This window comes from Pseudomonas sp. PDM25, assembly GCF_019219045.1.
Lineage (GTDB): Bacteria > Pseudomonadota > Gammaproteobacteria > Pseudomonadales > Pseudomonadaceae > Aquipseudomonas.
In genome coordinates, this window is record NZ_JAHUWL010000004.1 from 317,326 (window position 1) to 333,486 (window position 16,161).

Below are 16,161 nucleotides of genomic sequence, written 5' to 3' on the forward strand. Positions count from 1 at the left end.
TCATGCAAAAAATTCTGGTTAGCCGATGTCTGCTGGGGCACCGCGTACGTTATGACGGCGGGGCCAGTGGACCGTTCGATCAGCTTCAGCAGTGGCTTGATGAAGGTCGGGTGGTGCCGTTGTGTCCGGAGGTGGCCGGCGGGTTGCCGACGCCAAGGGCAGCGGCCGAGATTTCGGGCGGGCAGGGTAGTGAAGTGCTGGATGGCCACGCCTCAGTGATCACCACCGAGGGCGACGACGTCAGCGCCGAGTTTCTCTCGGGGGCTTGTCAGGCGCTGGAACTGGTGCAAAAGCACGACATCCGGATTGCCGTGCTCAAGGCCAACAGCCCGTCTTGCGGGAATCTGTTGACCTATGACGGGACGTTCAGTGGGGTGAAGGTGAGTGGCGAAGGCGTGACTGCCGCATTGCTCAAGCGCCATGGTGTGCAGGTCTTCAGTGAGCTGGAGTTGGTTGAAGCGGCGACAGCATTGACTGAGCAGGACTAGCGACCGACACAAAACTATTGTGGGAGCGGGCTTGCTCGCGAAAGCGGTGTGTCAGTCAACATCAACTATGACTGTCACACCGCTTTCGCGAGCAAGCCCGCTCCCACAGTAGTTATTCGTCAGCCCTGAAATCAGGGTTTGGGCGCCACACTCGCATCCGCCCCCAACCACTTCTGTTCCAGTGCCTCCAATCGCCCATCCGCCTTGATCCGCTGCAGCGCGTTTTCCAGGCTGGCATGAAACGCCGGGTTACCTTTCTGAAACGGAATCGCCAGGCTCACTGCCGGGCCAACCTTTGGCTTCTCTTCCGTCAGCGACTGCACCAGCAGAATCGAACGCGGCTCTTCCTTCTGCGCGATCAATTGCGCATCAGTGTGAATGTAAGGTTCGCTGAAATCGAAACGATCCTTGAGGTCCGGGGTCACTGCTATGTGGTTGATGGCAATGTCGTATTTACCGCTTTCGACACCGGTCAACAGGTCGTCGGAATCGGTAACGACGAAGTCGGCCCGCACATCCAGTTCGTTGGCCAGCAGTTGCCCCAACTCGACTTCGAAGCCGGAGAGTTGGCCGTCTTCCTTGAAATTGAAGCGCGGTGTATTAGCCTCAAGGGCAATACGCAATTCGCCTCGGTCGTTTACATCGTCAATCAGTTCGGCATGAGCCAAAGGGCTCAGAAGGGGTAGCAGACAGATCAGGCCAGGCAGAAAACGCATGGTCACTCCTTTGAATTCATTATCGCGACGCTCTGTTCAGGCTCGCTTTGCTATGGTTGTCGAGAGCCTTCGACAACGAATGGCCGTGAAGTTGTCATGGCCACGCGGATTTTACGAAAAAACTGGAGAAGAAAATGAAAACCTTTATGTCACGAGCAGCATTGGCTGGCCTGTTGATGGGTGCTTCGATGCTGGCAACGGCTGGTACACCGGCTCCCAAAGGTGCAGAAGTGTCCATCGTTTCTCCTGCGGACGGAGCCACGGTACCGCAAACCGTCGTCGTCAAGTTCGCTGTCGAGAACATTGCGCTGGCGCCAGCGGGCGATGTCACCAAGAACACCGGCCATCACCACCTGCTGATCGATGTCGACAAACTGCCTGCCGCCGGTGCGCCGATCCCCAACGATGCCAACCATTTGCACTTCGGCAAGGCGCAGACCCAGGCTGAAGTCAAGCTGACGCCGGGCAAGCACACCTTGCAGCTGGAACTGGGCGATAGCGGCCACATGCCGTTCGATCCGCCGATCGTGTCGGAAAAAATCACCGTCAACGTTAAGTAGCGTTAGTCGCGCCCATGAAAAAGGAGACCCGAAGGTCTCCTTTTTTTGTCACTCAAGTCACTATCAGAACAACACGCGGCAACGAATGGTGCCGTTGATGTGCTGCAGCTTCTCTTGCGCCATTTCCGAGTACTCGGCGTCGACGTCGATCACGACGTAGCCGACTTTCTCGTTGGTCTGCAGGAACTGACCGGAAATGTTGATGCCGTTTTCGGCGAAGACCTTGTTGATCTCGCTCATCACACCCGGAATGTTCTCGTGGATGTGCAGCAGACGGTGCTTGCCAGGGTGAGCCGGCAGGGCCACTTCCGGGAAGTTCACCGACGATACCGAGGTACCGTTGTCGCTGTACTTGACCAGTTTTTCTGCCACTTCCAGACCGATGTTGGCTTGCGCTTCAGCGGTGGAACCGCCGATGTGCGGGGTCAGGATCACGTTGTCCAGGCCACGCAGCGGGCTTTCGAACTCTTCTTCGTTGGAGCGTGGCTCCACCGGGAAGACGTCGATGGCAGCGCCGATCAGGTGCTTGTCCTTGATCGCGTCCGCCAGCGCTTGCAGTTCAACTACAGTGCCGCGAGCCGCGTTGATCAGGATGCCGCCCTTCTTGATCGCACGGATTTCTTTCTCGCCGATCATCCACTGGGTCGCAGCGGTTTCCGGAACGTGCAGGGTGACGATGTCGGACATGCCCAGCAGCTCGGTCAGGTTACCGACCTGAGTGGCGTTGCCCAAAGGCAGCTTGGTCACGGTGTCGTAGAAGTACACCTGCATGCCCAGGCCTTCCGCCAGAACCGACAGTTGAGTACCGATCGAGCCATAACCGACGATGCCGAGCTTCTTGCCACGGATCTCGAAGGAGTTGGCCGCGCTCTTGATCCAGCCGCCACGGTGGCAGGAAGCGTTCTTCTCTGGGATGCCGCGCAGCAACAGGATCGCTTCGGCCAGCACCAGCTCGGCAACGGAGCGAGTGTTGGAGTACGGAGCGTTGAACACTGCGATGCCGCGTTCGCGGGCAGCATTAAGGTCAACCTGGTTGGTGCCGATGCAGAAACAGCCGACAGCGACCAGTTTCTTCGCGTGATCGAAGATTTCTTCGGTCAGTTGAGTGCGCGAGCGAATGCCGATGAAGTGCGCATCAGCGATCTTTTCCTTCAGCTGGGCTTCCGGCAGAGAACCTGTGAGGTACTCGATGCTGGTGTAGCCCGCCGACTTGAGGACGTCGACAGCCGATTGGTGGACGCCTTCGAGAAGAAGGAACTTGATCTTGCTCTTATCGAGAGAAGTCTTGCTCATCTGCGTAAACCTGTATCCCGGAGAAAAATGGCAGGAAATAGCCAGCAGACGCTGACCCGGACGGCAGGAAAGCCGTCGCCACAGAATAGCCGTTGGGCACTATCCTGCGGGGTCGGTATGCTAGCATATGCACCCCGCTAAACACTCATTCCTGCGACGTGAAGCGTTCTCAGGATGACCATGAATTGTTCGAGAGTTCTGTCGATGACCAATCCTGCCCTGATTGAAGAGCTGAAGACCCTGGTTGAGCCTGGCAAGGTGCTGACCGATGCCGACTCCCTGAATGCTTACGGTAAGGATTGGACCAAGCATTTCGCCCCGGCCCCGACCGCCATCGTGTTCCCCAAGACCACCGAGCAGGTCCAGGCCATTGTCCGTTGGGCCAATGAGCACAAAGTTGCGCTGGTGCCGTCGGGCGGTCGCACCGGGCTGTCCGCCGCTGCCGTGGCCGCCAATGGCGAAGTCGTTGTGTCCTTCGACTACATGAACCAGATCCTCGACGTGAACATGACCGACCGCACCGCGGTCTGCCAGCCGGGCGTAGTCACCGAACACCTGCAGAACGTCGCCGAAGATAAAGGCCTGTACTACCCGGTGGATTTCGCTTCGGCAGGTTCGAGCCAGATTGGCGGCAATATCGGCACCAATGCCGGCGGGATCAAGGTCATTCGCTACGGCATGACCCGTAACTGGGTCGCCGGCATGAAAGTGGTCACCGGCAAAGGCGATCTGCTGGAACTGAACAAAGACCTGATCAAGAACGCCACCGGTTACGACCTGCGCCAGCTGTTCATCGGCGCTGAAGGCACCCTCGGTTTTGTGGTCGAAGCCACCATGCGTCTGGACCGCGCACCGAAAAACCTCACCGCCATGGTCCTCGGCACTGCCGATTTCGACTCGATCATGCCGGTGCTGCATGCGTTCCAGAGCAAGCTCGACCTGACCGCCTTCGAATTCTTCTCCGATAAAGCGTTGGCCAAGGTCATGGGCCGGGGCGACGTACCGGCGCCTTTCGAAACAGATTGCCCGTTCTACGCGCTGCTGGAATTCGAAGCGACCACCGAAGAAGTGGCCAACCACGCCCTGGAAACCTTCGAGCACTGCGTTGAGCAGGGCTGGGTGCTGGACGGCGTGATGAGCCAGAGCGAAACCCAGTTGCAGAACCTCTGGAAGCTGCGCGAATACATCTCCGAGACCATTTCCCACTGGACGCCGTACAAGAACGACATTTCGGTCACTGTGTCGAAAGTCCCGGCGTTCCTGAAGGAAATCGACGCGATCGTCGGCGAACACTACCCGGATTTCGAAATCGTCTGGTTCGGCCACATCGGCGACGGCAACCTGCACTTGAACATCCTCAAGCCGGAAAACCTGAGCAAGGATGAGTTCTTCGCCAAGTGCGCGACCGTCAACAAGTGGGTGTTCGAAACCGTCGAGAAGTACAACGGTTCGATTTCCGCCGAACACGGCGTGGGCATGACCAAGCGTGATTACTTGACCTACAGCCGCTCGCCGGTCGAGATCGAGTACATGAAAGCGGTCAAAGCGGTGTTCGATCCGAACGGCATCATGAACCCGGGCAAGATCTTCGCTGTTTGATTTTCGAACGTTAAGAGCACGAAACAGGAGTCGGTAATGAGCTATCAGCACCAGTATGTCGACGGTACGCGTATTCACTTCCCACTGGGGAAAGTGGTGTGCATTGGCCGTAACTACGCCGAACACGCCAAGGAACTGGACAACCCGGTGCCTACAGAACCGCTGCTGTTCATTAAGCCGGGCAGTTGCGTCGTGCCGCTGGAGGGTGGTTTCAGCATTCCGACCGAACGTGGCTCGGTGCATTACGAAGCGGAAATCGCGGTGTTGATCGGCAAACCTTTGTCGACCAAACCGAGCCGTGAAGAAGTGCTCGATGCCATCTCCGGCTTCGCCCCGGCCCTGGACCTGACCCTGCGCGACAAGCAGGCCGAGCTGAAAGCCAAGGGCCTGCCGTGGGAAATCGCCAAGTCCTTTGACGGTGCGGCGGTGATTGCGCCATTCGTGTCCGGCAGCACATTCGCTGATCTGACCGACATCGGCATCCGCCTGACCATCAACGGCGAAGTGCGCCAGGACGGCAACAGCAGCGCGATGCTCAATCCGATCGTGCCGATGATCCAGCACATGGCCGGCTGCTTCTCGCTGCAGGCCGGTGATGTGATCCTGACGGGTACGCCGGTTGGCGTCGGCCCGCTGAATGTCGGTGACGAACTGGTGCTGGAATTGCCAGGCGCCAGCAGCTTCACCAGCAGCGTGCGCTAGTCAGATCACCGCTGAACCCTGTGGGAGCGAGCCTGCTCGCGATAGCGGTCTGTCATTCGACATCATTGTTGAATGTGCTGGCCTCATCGCGAGCAGGCTCGCTCCCACATTTGGTTTCTGTGATGGGCAATGGAAGGGCAATCCCGCCATTTCCCGTTTTTTTCACATTCCGTCCGGATAATTCCGGGACTTGCGGCGTCTTGGCCGGTCCCAATTGTGCTATTACCCTTAGCCTGAATTTCTGGAACGCATCCCTCAATGGTCACCCAACAACCACTGCCCAAGCTTAAAACTGCCCGCCGTTCGCGCTTTGTCATGCGTTGGTATTCCTGGCTTTTGCTGGTGGCCGCCGCCGCGTATGGCGTTGCGTTTGCCATGCATTGGGATGACCGTGGCGTGCTCTGGTTGCGCGAGCGTTTCGAAAGCCCCGCCGAACGTCAGCAGAGCATCTGGCTGCCGGATTACCGGGCAGTGATCGATGCCAAGGTGCTGCCGGGCATGGAGAAGGACGAAGCGTCGGACCTGGCGTACGACCCTCAAACCAAAACCCTGTTCTCGGTCATGGGCAAGAACCCGTTCCTCGTCGAGCTGACACTGCAGGGCGACGTGCTGCGCAAAATGCCGCTGGTGGGCTGGAGCAATCCTGAAGGCGTGACCGTGATGGGCAACGGTCTGCTGGCCATCGTTGATGAGCGCGACCACATGCTCTCCATCGTCAAGGTTGACGCCGACACTCGCGAGCTGAACATCGCCAACTTTGCGAAATACGACCTCGGCCCTTCGAAAGACCAGAACAAGGCGTTCGAAGCCATTGTCTGGGATTCGCGCAATCAGCAAATGTTGCTGGGTGAAGAGCGTCCACCGGCGTTGTTCTCCTGGAAAAGCAACGACGGCCAGACACTCACCGGCGACAAGCAAAAACTTACCAGTGATGCACTGGACATCCGCAACCTCTCGGCCCTGGCCATCGACCGCCGCACCGGTCACACCCTGGTGCTGTCTGCCGACTCCCACTTGTTGCTAGAGCTGGACGAGAAGGGCGAGCAGGTCAGCTTCATGACCTTGCTGGGCGGCTTCAATGGTTTGAAGAAGACCATTCCTCGCGCTGAAGGCGTGACCATGGACGAGGCGGGCACGCTGTACCTGGTGAGCGAGCCGAACCTGTTCTACCGCTTCGAAAAGCAGAAATAAGCCCGCCGTGAGGGTGGCGCGCGGTCGCCTGTTGGGGTACACCTGCGGGACCGCGGCCACTGGCCATTAAGCTTCAATTCAGACTGCCGTGGTATTTCATCCGCCCGTCCTGATTCCGAACTTGCCCGAATGCGCCGACTTGCCCGCCCCAAACCCCTGATTCTGATCCTGTCGGTCATTGCGTTGATCGCGCTGGTTGCGGTCGGCCAGAACCTGCGCCTGTTCGAGCGCGCCTGGTTCAACCTGCACGCCCTTTGGCAGCCAGAGAACGGTCAGTCCATCGCTCTGGATCAGTACCAGGTAGCGGTCGAGGCGCGAGTCATTGTTGGGCTGGACAACGATGTTTCGGCGCTGACCTTCGATCCGGTGCGCAAAAGCCTGTTCACCGTCACCAACAAAAACTCAGAGCTGATCGAACTGTCGCTGGACGGCCAAATTGTTCGACGCATTGCGTTGATCGGGTTTGGCGATCCGGAAGCCGTGGAATTCATCAGCGCCGATACGTACGTGATCACTGACGAACGTCAGCAGCGGCTGATCAAGATTCATCTGGAGAACGACACAACGTTCCTTGATGCAGCGGATGCCGAGCAGATGACCCTTGGCGTGCACATGAGCGGCAACAAGGGCTTCGAAGGCCTGGCTTACGACTCGGTGGGCAAGCGGTTGTTTGTCGCCAAGGAGCGCGACCCGATGCTGATCTACGAAGTGCAGGGCTTTCCCCATTACAACCCGGAAAAATCCTACGCGGTGCACGTCGTGAACAACCCCAAGCGCGATGCCGGGATGTTCGTGACGGACCTGTCGAGCCTGCAATACGACGAGCGCAGCGGCCATCTGTTGGCGTTGTCGGATGAGTCGCGGCTGATTCTGGAACTCGATGTGGACGGGCGGCCGCTGAGTACCCTGTCATTGAGCAAAGGGCGTCAGGGGTTGCAGAAGACGGTGCCGCAAGCGGAAGGGATCGCCATGGATGACGACGGTACGATGTACCTGGTGAGCGAGCCGAACCTGTTCTACGTCTTCAAAAAACCAGCACAACCCTGACCAACACCCCAAAACCAATGTGGGAGCGGGCTTGCTCGCGAATGCGGTGTGTCAGTCGACATCTCTATTGACTGACACACCGCATTCGCGAGCAAGCCCGCTCCCACAAAGGGTTTTGTGTTTGGCTTACTGGGCGCGCAGGGTTTTCACGCCTTCGCTGGTACCCAGCAGCAGCAAATCCGCCGGACGTGCCGCGAACAAACCGTTGGTGACCACGCCGACGATCGCATTGATCTGCGTCTCCAGCTCCACCGGGTTGGTGATCTGCATGTTGAACACGTCGAGGATGATGTTGCCGTTGTCGGTCAGCACGCCTTCGCGGTAGACCGGGTCGCCGCCGAGCTTCACCAGCTCGCGGGCCACGTGGCTGCGGGCCATCGGGATCACTTCCACCGGCAGCGGGAACGCACCGAGCACTGGCACCAGTTTGCTGGCGTCGGCGATGCAGATGAAGGTCTTGGCCACAGCCGCGACAATCTTCTCGCGGGTCAGGGCTGCGCCGCCGCCCTTGATCAGGTTCAGGTGCTCGTCGCTTTCATCGGCGCCGTCGACGTAGAACTCCAGGTCGCTGACCGTGTTCAGCTCATACACCGGAATGCCGTGGCCCTTGAGGCGGGCAGCGGTGGCTTCGGAACTGGCGACCGCGCCGTCGAACGCGCCTTTGTGCTTGGCCAGTGCGTCGATGAAGCAGTTGGCGGTGGAGCCGGTGCCGACCCCGACGATGCTCTTGTCGTCGAGTTTCGGGAGGATGAAGTCGACGGCGGCCTGAGCCACTGCCTGTTTGAGTTGATCCTGGGTCATGCGGGCTCCGAAGCGGGCAAGGGAAGAACGGAAAGGCCGGCATTATAGCCCCATGCCGGGCTAAAACCTCCTGTGGCGAGGGGATTCATCCCCGTTCGGCGGCGCAGCCGTCGTAAAACCTGAGAGTGCGGTGTATCTGGGGGAATGCTGGGGAGCGCTTCGCACTCCAACGGGGATAAATCCCCTCGCCACAATGGATCTGCGGTGTCTGCGAAGGCTAAAACCTCTTGATTCGTGTGGTCGCCCAGCCGAAAGCCGGGTTAGACTCCTTGGCCCTGCCCAACCCGCTCAGTGATGCTTTCCGATGCTCGAACAGTACGTCAAAAAGATCCTCACCTCGCGCGTTTATGACGTTGCCGTAGAAACCCCATTGCAGACTGCCCGCCAGCTCTCCGAGCGGCTGGGCAACAGTATTTGGCTCAAGCGCGAAGACTTGCAGCCGGTGTTCTCGTTCAAGATTCGTGGCGCCTATAACAAGCTCACGCAGCTTTCCGATGAAGAGCGCGCTCGTGGCGTGGTCACTGCTTCCGCGGGCAACCATGCCCAAGGCCTGGCCCTGGCGGCGAAAGTGTTGGGCGTGAAAGCGACCATCGTGATGCCCAAGACCACCCCGGAAATCAAAGTCGAAGGCGTGCGTTCACGCGGCGGCAAAGTGGTGCTGCACGGGGATTCGTTCCCGGAAGCCCTGGCCTACTCGCTGAAACTGGTCGACGAAAAAGGCTACGTCTACATCCACCCTTACGACGATCCCCACACCATTGCCGGGCAGGGCACGGTGGCGATGGAGATCCTGCGCCAGCACCCTGGCCGTCTGGACGCGATCTTCGTCCCGGTGGGTGGTGGCGGATTGATCGCCGGGATCGCGGCGTACGTGAAGTACCTGCGGCCTGAAATCAAAATCATCGGCGTCGAGCCGGACGACTCCAACTGCCTGCAAGCCGCCATGGCCGCTGGCGAGCGTGTGATCCTGCCGACCGTGGGCCTCTTCGCCGACGGCGTCGCCGTGGCGCAGATTGGTCAGCACACGTTCGACATCTGCAAAGACTATGTCGATGAAGTGATCACCGTCAGTACCGATGAAATCTGCGCGGCGATCAAGGACATCTACGACGATACCCGCTCGATCACCGAACCTGCCGGCGCCTTGGGCGTGGCCGGGATCAAGAAGTACGTCGAGCAACGCGGCGTCACCGGGCATACCTTCGTGGCCATCGACTCTGGCGCCAACGTCAACTTCGACCGCCTGCGCCACGTCGCCGAGCGTGCTGAGCTGGGCGAGGGCCGCGAAGCTATCATTGCCGTGACGATTCCCGAGAAACCGGGCAGCTTCAAGGCGTTCTGCGAAGCCATCGGCAAGCGCCAGATCACAGAATTTAACTACCGCTACAACACCGGCAACGAGGCGCACATCTTTGTCGGCGTGCAGACACACCCGGAAAACGATCCGCGCAGTGCGCTGCTTGCCAGCCTGACGGAGCAGGGTTTTCCGGTGCTCGACCTGACCGACAACGAGTTGGCCAAGTTGCACATCCGTCACATGGTTGGCGGACGTGCGGCGCATGTGGTGGATGAAGTGATTCTGCGCTTTGAATTCCCGGAGCGTCCGGGCGCGCTGTTCAACTTCCTCAACAAGCTCGGTGGGCGCTGGAACATCTCGATGTTCCATTACCGCAACCATGGCGCAGCGGATGGTCGTGTGGTCGCGGGCCTGCAAGTGCCTCACGATGAACGCCATCTGGTGCCCGCAGCGCTGGAAGAAATCGGCTACCCGTACTGGGACGAAAGCGACAACCCGGCCTATCAGCTGTTTCTCGGCTGAGCGGCTACGCTGATGGCCAGGCTATAAGGAAATCGAACAATGGAAACGTTAACCGCCCTGAAAGTCGCTCATATGGTGGCGACGGTGTTGCTGCTGGTCAGCGCACTGGGTCTGGCGATCTGGGTGTGGCGTACGCGCCGTAACGGCGACGCAACGGCTCATGCGCGCACATTGCAGCGGCCGCGAGTGTTCATCTGGCTGGTGATGGGGCTGGCGCTGCTGAGCATGCCGTTTACCGGCTGGTGGATGGTGCATCTGGTGGGCTGGCCGCTGGGGCAGATCTGGTTGTTGGCTTCCAGTGTGCTTTACACCGTCGCGGCGTTGGGCTGGTTCTGGTTGCTGGTGCGGCTGAACAAACTGCGCACTGTTCCGAGTGGCAGCGGCAAGCTCACTTTCGCCATCGCACTGTTCAGCTTCGTCTGTTTTATCGCGATTGCGGGGTTGATGGGCGCGAAGCCGGTTTAAGGCTACAGACCGAGTCGACCCCTTCGCGGGCAAGCCCGCTCCCACAGGGGTCTCTGCTGTAAATGCTATCTATGTCACACAGCAGAACCTTGTGGGAGCGGGCTTGCTCGCGAAGGCGATATCAGTCACGCAACGAAATTACCGGCCAGCCACGCTTCTCGGCTTCAGCGCGCAGATTCGGGTCCGGGTCGACGGCGATCGGATTCGTGACCTGCTCAAGCAGCGCCAAATCATTCATCGAGTCGCTGTAGAAGTAACTGTCTGCCAGCGAATGCCCGGTCTCTTCCAGCCAACGACTCAGCCTTGTGACCTTGCCTTCCCGGAAGCACGGGACATCAGTGCTGCGCCCGGTGTAGCGGCCATCAACCATTTCACATTCCGTGGCGATCAGGGTTTCGACGCCCAGACGCTGGGCAATCGGCCCGGTAACAAAACGGTTGGTCGCGGTGATGATCACCAACTTGTCACCCGCCTCGCGGTGCTTGGCCAGCAGTTCGAGACCCTTGGGCAACACAATCGGCTCAATGCAATCGCGCATGTAATCCAGATGCCATTGATCCAGCGTGGCCATCTCGGTGCGGCCGAGCACTTCCAGGCAGAAGTTCAGGTAGGCATCGTTATCCAGTTTGCCGGCCAGGTAATCCTGATAGAACTCGTCGTTGCGTGCCTTGTAGGCGACGGCGTCGAGGAAGCCGCGTTCGCACAGGTAATCGCCCCAGGCGTGGTCACTGTCACCGCCCAAGAGCGTGTTGTCCAAGTCGAATAAAGCCAGCCGCATTGCAGTTACTCGCTGAAAAGTCTGTAGAAAGGCGTTCAGAATACGGACTTTTCACAAGAGTGCACATAAGGTAGGCCGGCTCGTTGCTGCTATCACAACCTTTGTGGAACAATGCGGCGACATGCGTTTGCGAGGTTGTTGCCGTGATCGACCCCGATGGTTTCCGCCCCAATGTCGGGATCATTCTCACGAATGATGCCGGACAGGTGCTATGGGCTCGCCGTATCAATCAAGATGCCTGGCAGTTTCCACAGGGCGGGATCAACCCCCAGGAGACGCCGGAAGACGCCTTGTACCGCGAGTTGAACGAAGAAGTGGGGCTTGAGCGCGAAGATGTTGAAATTCTCGCCTGCACCCGGGGCTGGTTGCGCTATCGTTTGCCGCAACGTCTGGTCCGCACGCACAGCCAACCGCTGTGCATCGGCCAGAAACAGAAATGGTTTCTCCTGCGCCTGGTCTCCAACGAGCAGCGGGTGCGGATGGATTTGACCGGTAAACCGGAATTCGATGGCTGGCGCTGGGTCAGCTATTGGTATCCGTTGGGCCAGGTGGTGACATTCAAGCGCGAAGTGTATCGACGCGCTCTCAAAGAGCTTGCCCCGCGCCTTTTATCGCGCGACTGACGACGGAGTTCGACCCCGAGCCATGCTCAATACGCTGCGCAAGATCGTCCAGGAAGTTAACTCCGCCAAGGATCTCAAGGCGGCGTTGGGGATTATTGTGTTGCGCGTCAAAGAGGCCATGGGCAGCCAGGTCTGCTCGGTCTACTTGCTTGACCCTGAAACCAACCGTTTCGTGCTGATGGCCACCGAGGGCTTGAACAAGCGCTCGATCGGCAAAGTCAGCATGGCACCCAACGAAGGTCTGGTTGGCCTGGTCGGCACGCGTGAAGAACCCCTGAACCTCGAAAACGCCGCGGATCACCCGCGCTACCGTTACTTCGCCGAGACCGGTGAAGAACGCTACGCCTCGTTCCTCGGGGCGCCGATCATTCACCACCGCCGCGTCGTCGGCGTGTTGGTCATTCAGCAAAAAGAACGCCGCCAGTTCGACGAAGGTGAAGAAGCCTTCCTCGTGACCATGAGCGCGCAGCTTGCCGGCGTTATCGCCCACGCCGAAGCCACCGGTTCGATTCGGGGGCTGGGCCGTCAGGGCAAGGGCATCCAGGAAGCCAAGTTCATCGGCGTACCGGGTTCGCCGGGTGCGGCGGTCGGTACCGCGGTGGTCATGCTGCCGCCGGCCGATCTGGACGTGGTGCCGGACAAGACCATCACCGACATCGCCGCCGAACTCGCGCTGTTCAAGACTGCCATCGAAGGCGTGCGCGCCGACATGCGCGCCTTGTCCGCCAAACTGGCGAACCAGTTGCGCCCGGAAGAGCGCGCGCTGTTCGATGTTTACCTGATGATGCTCGACGATGCCTCGCTCGGCAGCGAAATCACCACCGTGATCAAGACTGGCCAGTGGGCCCAGGGCGCGTTGCGTCAGGTGGTTGCCGAGCACGTCAACCGTTTCGAATTGATGGACGACGCCTACCTGCGTGAGCGCGCCTCGGACGTCAAAGACCTCGGTCGACGTTTGCTGGCTTACTTGCAGGAAGAGCGTCAACAGACCCTGGTCTACCCCGACAACACCATTCTGATCAGCGAAGAACTGACGCCGGCAATGCTCGGCGAGGTGCCGGAAGGCAAGCTGGTCGGTCTGGTGTCGGTACTCGGTTCCGGCAACTCCCACGTGGCGATCCTGGCGCGCGCCATGGGTATCCCGACGGTGATGGGCCTGGTCGACTTGCCGTATTCCAAGGTCGACGGCATCCAGATGATCGTCGACGGCTACCACGGCGAGGTCTACACCAACCCCAGCGAAGTGCTGCGCAAGCAGTTCGCCGAAGTGGTCGAGGAAGAGAAACAACTGGCCCTCGGGCTGGATGCACTGCGGGACTTGCCGTGCGTGACCGTCGATGGCCACCGCATGCCGCTGTGGGTCAACACCGGCCTGCTGGCGGATGTAGCGCGAGCGCAGAAGCGTGGGGCTGAAGGCGTCGGTCTGTACCGCACCGAAGTGCCGTTCATGATCAATCAGAGGTTCCCAAGCGAAAAGGAGCAACTGGCGATTTATCGCGAGCAACTCGCTGCATTCCACCCGCAACCGGTGACCATGCGCAGCCTGGACATCGGCGGCGACAAGTCGCTGTCGTACTTCCCGATCAAGGAAGACAACCCGTTCCTCGGCTGGCGCGGCATTCGCGTCACGCTCGACCACCCGGAAATCTTCCTGGTGCAGACCCGCGCCATGCTCAAGGCCAGCGAAGGCTTGAACAACCTGCGGATTCTGCTGCCGATGATCTCCGGCACCCACGAACTGGAAGAAGCCCTGCACCTGATTCACCGGGCCTGGGGCGAAGTCCGCGACGAAGGCTGCGACGTGCCTATGCCGCCGATCGGCGTGATGATCGAAATTCCGGCGGCGGTTTATCAGACCAAGGAACTGGCGCGGCAAGTGGACTTCCTGTCGGTCGGTTCCAACGACCTGACCCAGTACCTGTTGGCGGTGGACCGAAACAACCCGCGGGTAGCCGACCTCTACGACTACCTGCACCCAGCGGTGCTGCAAGCCCTTCAGAGCGTGGTGCGTGACGCTCATGCCGAAGGCAAGCCAGTGAGTATCTGCGGTGAGATGGCCGGTGACCCGGCGGCGGCAGTGCTGTTGATGGCGATGGGCTTCGACAGCCTGTCGATGAACGCCACCAACTTGCCGAAAGTGAAGTGGATGTTGCGTCAGATCAACCTGAGCAAGGCCAAGGAATTGCTCGCGGAATTGATGACCATCGACAACCCGCAAGTTATCCACAGCTCGCTGCAACTGGCGCTGAAGAACCTAGGGTTGGCGCGGATGATCAATCCGGCTTCGGCCAAGACCCTCTAAACGCTGACGGACCCTTCGCGAGCAAGCCCGCTCCCACAGGGGATTTGTGATCGACGCAAATCCCCTGTGGGAGCGGGCTTGCTCGCGAAGGCGTCAGTCCTGACAGCGCTAAACCCGGATCTCAACTTCCCCTAAATGCCCGCCATACGGCCCAAAACTCCGCTCCACCATCCACCGCGTCCCATCCGCCTGAACAATCAACGCCGTACTCGCTCGCGTCCCATAAGTCGGACTGGCAATAAACACACTCGACAGCAACGTCTCGGTGGCCAACCCGACTCCGGTATCCGGCAGTTCGGCAAAGGGTGCCGTCTGCGGATCATTCAGCAACGCCAATAAAGCCTGGGGTTGCGGATCGTCCAGCACTTCCTCCAGCGCTGCCCGCGCTTTGAGCAGTTTCGGCCACGGCGTATCCAGCCCGGCGTTCGACAACCCATAAACCCCCGGTGGCAGCATCACCGCCTCAGTCTCTCGGGCATTGAAGTGCCACAGTTCGTTGGCATTGCCGACCAGCAGGTTAAATCCGGCATATTCCAGTGAACGTCCGACAACGTCCGTCAAGTAGTCATCTATCGACATGTCGCCGGCCAGGAATCGCGCGACCAGTTCACCTCGCGATTTGCGCGCGGGCGGCTGATGCGGATCGCGGATATTGGTCAGCGCGGCGAAGCGTCCATGGGCGCCAACACCGAGCCAGGTGCCTCCGGCTTCCAGGTCGCGACCAGCATGCACGTGCGGTGCTTCGGGCCATTGCGCCAGCGGCAGGCTGGGCCGGGCATAGAATTCGTCGCGGTTGGCCGCCACGATCAGCGGCTGGGCGTGACCCGGCCGCCAAGCGAAAACAATCAGGCACATAAGGCAGTCCTTGTGTGTTTTCTGCCCACTCTACTCAGTCATCGTGTGGGTATCCATCGCCATCCAGTGGAGCTTGAGGCCATGCATCCGTTACCATGCCGCTCTCATTTGGGGATGCGCATGGAATTTCTGCTCTATCTGGCGCTCGGCGCCTGTGCAGGTGTGCTGGCCGGGCTGTTCGGGGTCGGCGGCGGGATCATTATCGTTCCGGTGCTGGTCTACAGTTTCAAGCTGCAAGGGTTCGATCCGTCGATCCTCACGCACCTGGCGGTCGGCACGTCCCTGGCGACAATCATATTTACCTCGGTCAATGCGATCCGCGAGCATCACCGCCGCGGTGCCGTGCGTTGGCCGATTTTTGCCTGGATGACCCTCGGTATTCTCATCGGCGCCGGTTTCGGCGCGCTGACGGCTGAAGCGATCTCCGGGCCCAACCTGCAGAAAATCATTGGCGTCTTTGCGCTGGTCATCGCTGCGCAACTGGCATTGGATTTCAAACCCAAGGCCAGTCGAACAGTACCGGGTAAAGTCGGTCTGACCGTGGCCGGCAGTGTGATTGGCTGGGCCTCGGCGATTTTCGGGATTGGTGGCGGCTCGCTGACGGTGCCGTTCCTGACCTGGCGCAGCGTACCGATGCAGCAAGCCGTGGCGACTTCATCCGCCTGCGGCCTGCCGATTGCGTTGTCCAGTGCATTATTTTTCATGATTCTGGGCTGGCACGATCCATTGTTGCCGGCCCATAGTCTCGGTTTTGTTTATTTGCCGGCGCTGCTGGGGATTGCCCTGACCAGCATGTTCTTCGCCCGACTCGGCGCACGACTGGCTCACAGCCTGTCGCCGAGGTTGCTGAAAAGACTGTTCGCCGCTTTGCTGTTCTGCGTCGGCCTGAATTTCCTGCTCTGACGCAGCGCAATCCTGGCTT

16 protein-coding genes are annotated in these 16,161 nt (G+C 59.7%); 11 read left to right on the forward strand and 5 right to left on the reverse strand.

Annotation, left to right across the window (positions count from 1 at the left end; genetic code table 11):
• The first annotated feature begins 2 nt into the window (after window positions 1-2).
• Complete coding sequence (locus KW848_RS09615) at window positions 3-488, forward strand: DUF523 domain-containing protein (protein ID WP_218536660.1); 486 nt, start codon at window positions 3-5, stop codon at window positions 486-488.
• Between the two features lie 131 nt (window positions 489-619).
• Here the strand turns inward: KW848_RS09615 and KW848_RS09620 are convergent, their stop codons facing one another.
• The gene (locus KW848_RS09620; protein WP_218536661.1) at window positions 620-1,204 is read right to left on the reverse strand and encodes a transporter substrate-binding domain-containing protein; all 585 of its coding nucleotides are present in this window, start codon (window positions 1,202-1,204) and stop codon (window positions 620-622) included.
• A gap of 134 nt (window positions 1,205-1,338) precedes the next feature.
• Between KW848_RS09620 and KW848_RS09625 the strand changes: the two genes are divergently transcribed.
• On the forward strand, window positions 1,339-1,764 hold the full coding sequence (locus KW848_RS09625; RefSeq protein WP_218536662.1) for a DUF4399 domain-containing protein: 426 nt from the start codon (window positions 1,339-1,341) through the stop codon (window positions 1,762-1,764).
• A 63-nt stretch (window positions 1,765-1,827) separates the two neighbouring features.
• Here the strand turns inward: KW848_RS09625 and serA are convergent, their stop codons facing one another.
• Window positions 1,828-3,057, reverse strand: a complete 1,230-nt coding sequence (gene serA / locus KW848_RS09630) for a phosphoglycerate dehydrogenase (protein ID WP_008150498.1) — start codon at window positions 3,055-3,057, stop codon at window positions 1,828-1,830.
• 204 nt (window positions 3,058-3,261) lie between these two features.
• On the opposite strand from serA, the gene KW848_RS09635 reads away from it, so the two are divergent.
• From KW848_RS09635 to KW848_RS09650, 4 genes are all read left to right on the forward strand, one after another.
• Window positions 3,262-4,656: an FAD-binding oxidoreductase gene (locus KW848_RS09635; protein ID WP_033053391.1), complete on the forward strand. Its 1,395-nt coding sequence runs from the start codon at window positions 3,262-3,264 to the stop codon at window positions 4,654-4,656.
• A gap of 36 nt (window positions 4,657-4,692) precedes the next feature.
• Window positions 4,693-5,358: a fumarylacetoacetate hydrolase family protein gene (locus KW848_RS09640; RefSeq protein ID WP_046045170.1), complete on the forward strand. Its 666-nt coding sequence runs from the start codon at window positions 4,693-4,695 to the stop codon at window positions 5,356-5,358.
• Window positions 5,359-5,616: 258 nt separating this feature from the next.
• A complete protein-coding gene (locus tag KW848_RS09645) occupies window positions 5,617-6,549 on the forward strand; it encodes an SdiA-regulated domain-containing protein (protein ID WP_218536663.1) in 933 nt (310 codons plus the stop codon).
• Between the two features lie 129 nt (window positions 6,550-6,678).
• On the forward strand, window positions 6,679-7,596 hold the full coding sequence (locus tag KW848_RS09650; protein WP_218536664.1) for an SdiA-regulated domain-containing protein: 918 nt from the start codon (window positions 6,679-6,681) through the stop codon (window positions 7,594-7,596).
• 126 nt (window positions 7,597-7,722) lie between these two features.
• Here the strand turns inward: KW848_RS09650 and rpiA are convergent, their stop codons facing one another.
• Entirely contained in the window at window positions 7,723-8,397 is a 675-nt protein-coding gene (gene rpiA, locus KW848_RS09655) for a ribose-5-phosphate isomerase RpiA (RefSeq protein WP_111448403.1), read from the reverse strand.
• 304 nt (window positions 8,398-8,701) lie between these two features.
• On the opposite strand from rpiA, the gene ilvA reads away from it, so the two are divergent.
• Window positions 8,702-10,216 (forward strand): threonine ammonia-lyase, biosynthetic, encoded by a 1,515-nt coding sequence (gene ilvA, locus KW848_RS09660; protein ID WP_192409068.1) that lies wholly within the window; start codon window positions 8,702-8,704, stop codon window positions 10,214-10,216.
• A 39-nt stretch (window positions 10,217-10,255) separates the two neighbouring features.
• Complete coding sequence (locus KW848_RS09665) at window positions 10,256-10,681, forward strand: DUF2269 domain-containing protein (protein WP_192409070.1); 426 nt, start codon at window positions 10,256-10,258, stop codon at window positions 10,679-10,681.
• A gap of 121 nt (window positions 10,682-10,802) precedes the next feature.
• Here the strand turns inward: KW848_RS09665 and KW848_RS09670 are convergent, their stop codons facing one another.
• The gene (locus KW848_RS09670) at window positions 10,803-11,459 is read right to left on the reverse strand and encodes an HAD family phosphatase (protein ID WP_218536665.1); all 657 of its coding nucleotides are present in this window, start codon (window positions 11,457-11,459) and stop codon (window positions 10,803-10,805) included.
• Window positions 11,460-11,602: 143 nt separating this feature from the next.
• On the opposite strand from KW848_RS09670, the gene KW848_RS09675 reads away from it, so the two are divergent.
• Both KW848_RS09675 and ptsP read left to right on the forward strand, forming a co-directional pair.
• Complete coding sequence (locus KW848_RS09675; RefSeq protein ID WP_008150514.1) at window positions 11,603-12,082, forward strand: RNA pyrophosphohydrolase; 480 nt, start codon at window positions 11,603-11,605, stop codon at window positions 12,080-12,082.
• 22 nt (window positions 12,083-12,104) lie between these two features.
• Window positions 12,105-14,384: a phosphoenolpyruvate--protein phosphotransferase gene (gene ptsP / locus KW848_RS09680; protein ID WP_111448407.1), complete on the forward strand. Its 2,280-nt coding sequence runs from the start codon at window positions 12,105-12,107 to the stop codon at window positions 14,382-14,384.
• Between the two features lie 108 nt (window positions 14,385-14,492).
• Here the strand turns inward: ptsP and KW848_RS09685 are convergent, their stop codons facing one another.
• Entirely contained in the window at window positions 14,493-15,239 is a 747-nt protein-coding gene (locus KW848_RS09685) for an NRDE family protein (protein WP_218536666.1), read from the reverse strand.
• Window positions 15,240-15,359: 120 nt separating this feature from the next.
• On the opposite strand from KW848_RS09685, the gene KW848_RS09690 reads away from it, so the two are divergent.
• Window positions 15,360-16,142, forward strand: a complete 783-nt coding sequence (locus tag KW848_RS09690) for a sulfite exporter TauE/SafE family protein (RefSeq protein WP_033053392.1) — start codon at window positions 15,360-15,362, stop codon at window positions 16,140-16,142.
• The last annotated feature ends 19 nt before the right edge of the window (window positions 16,143-16,161 follow it).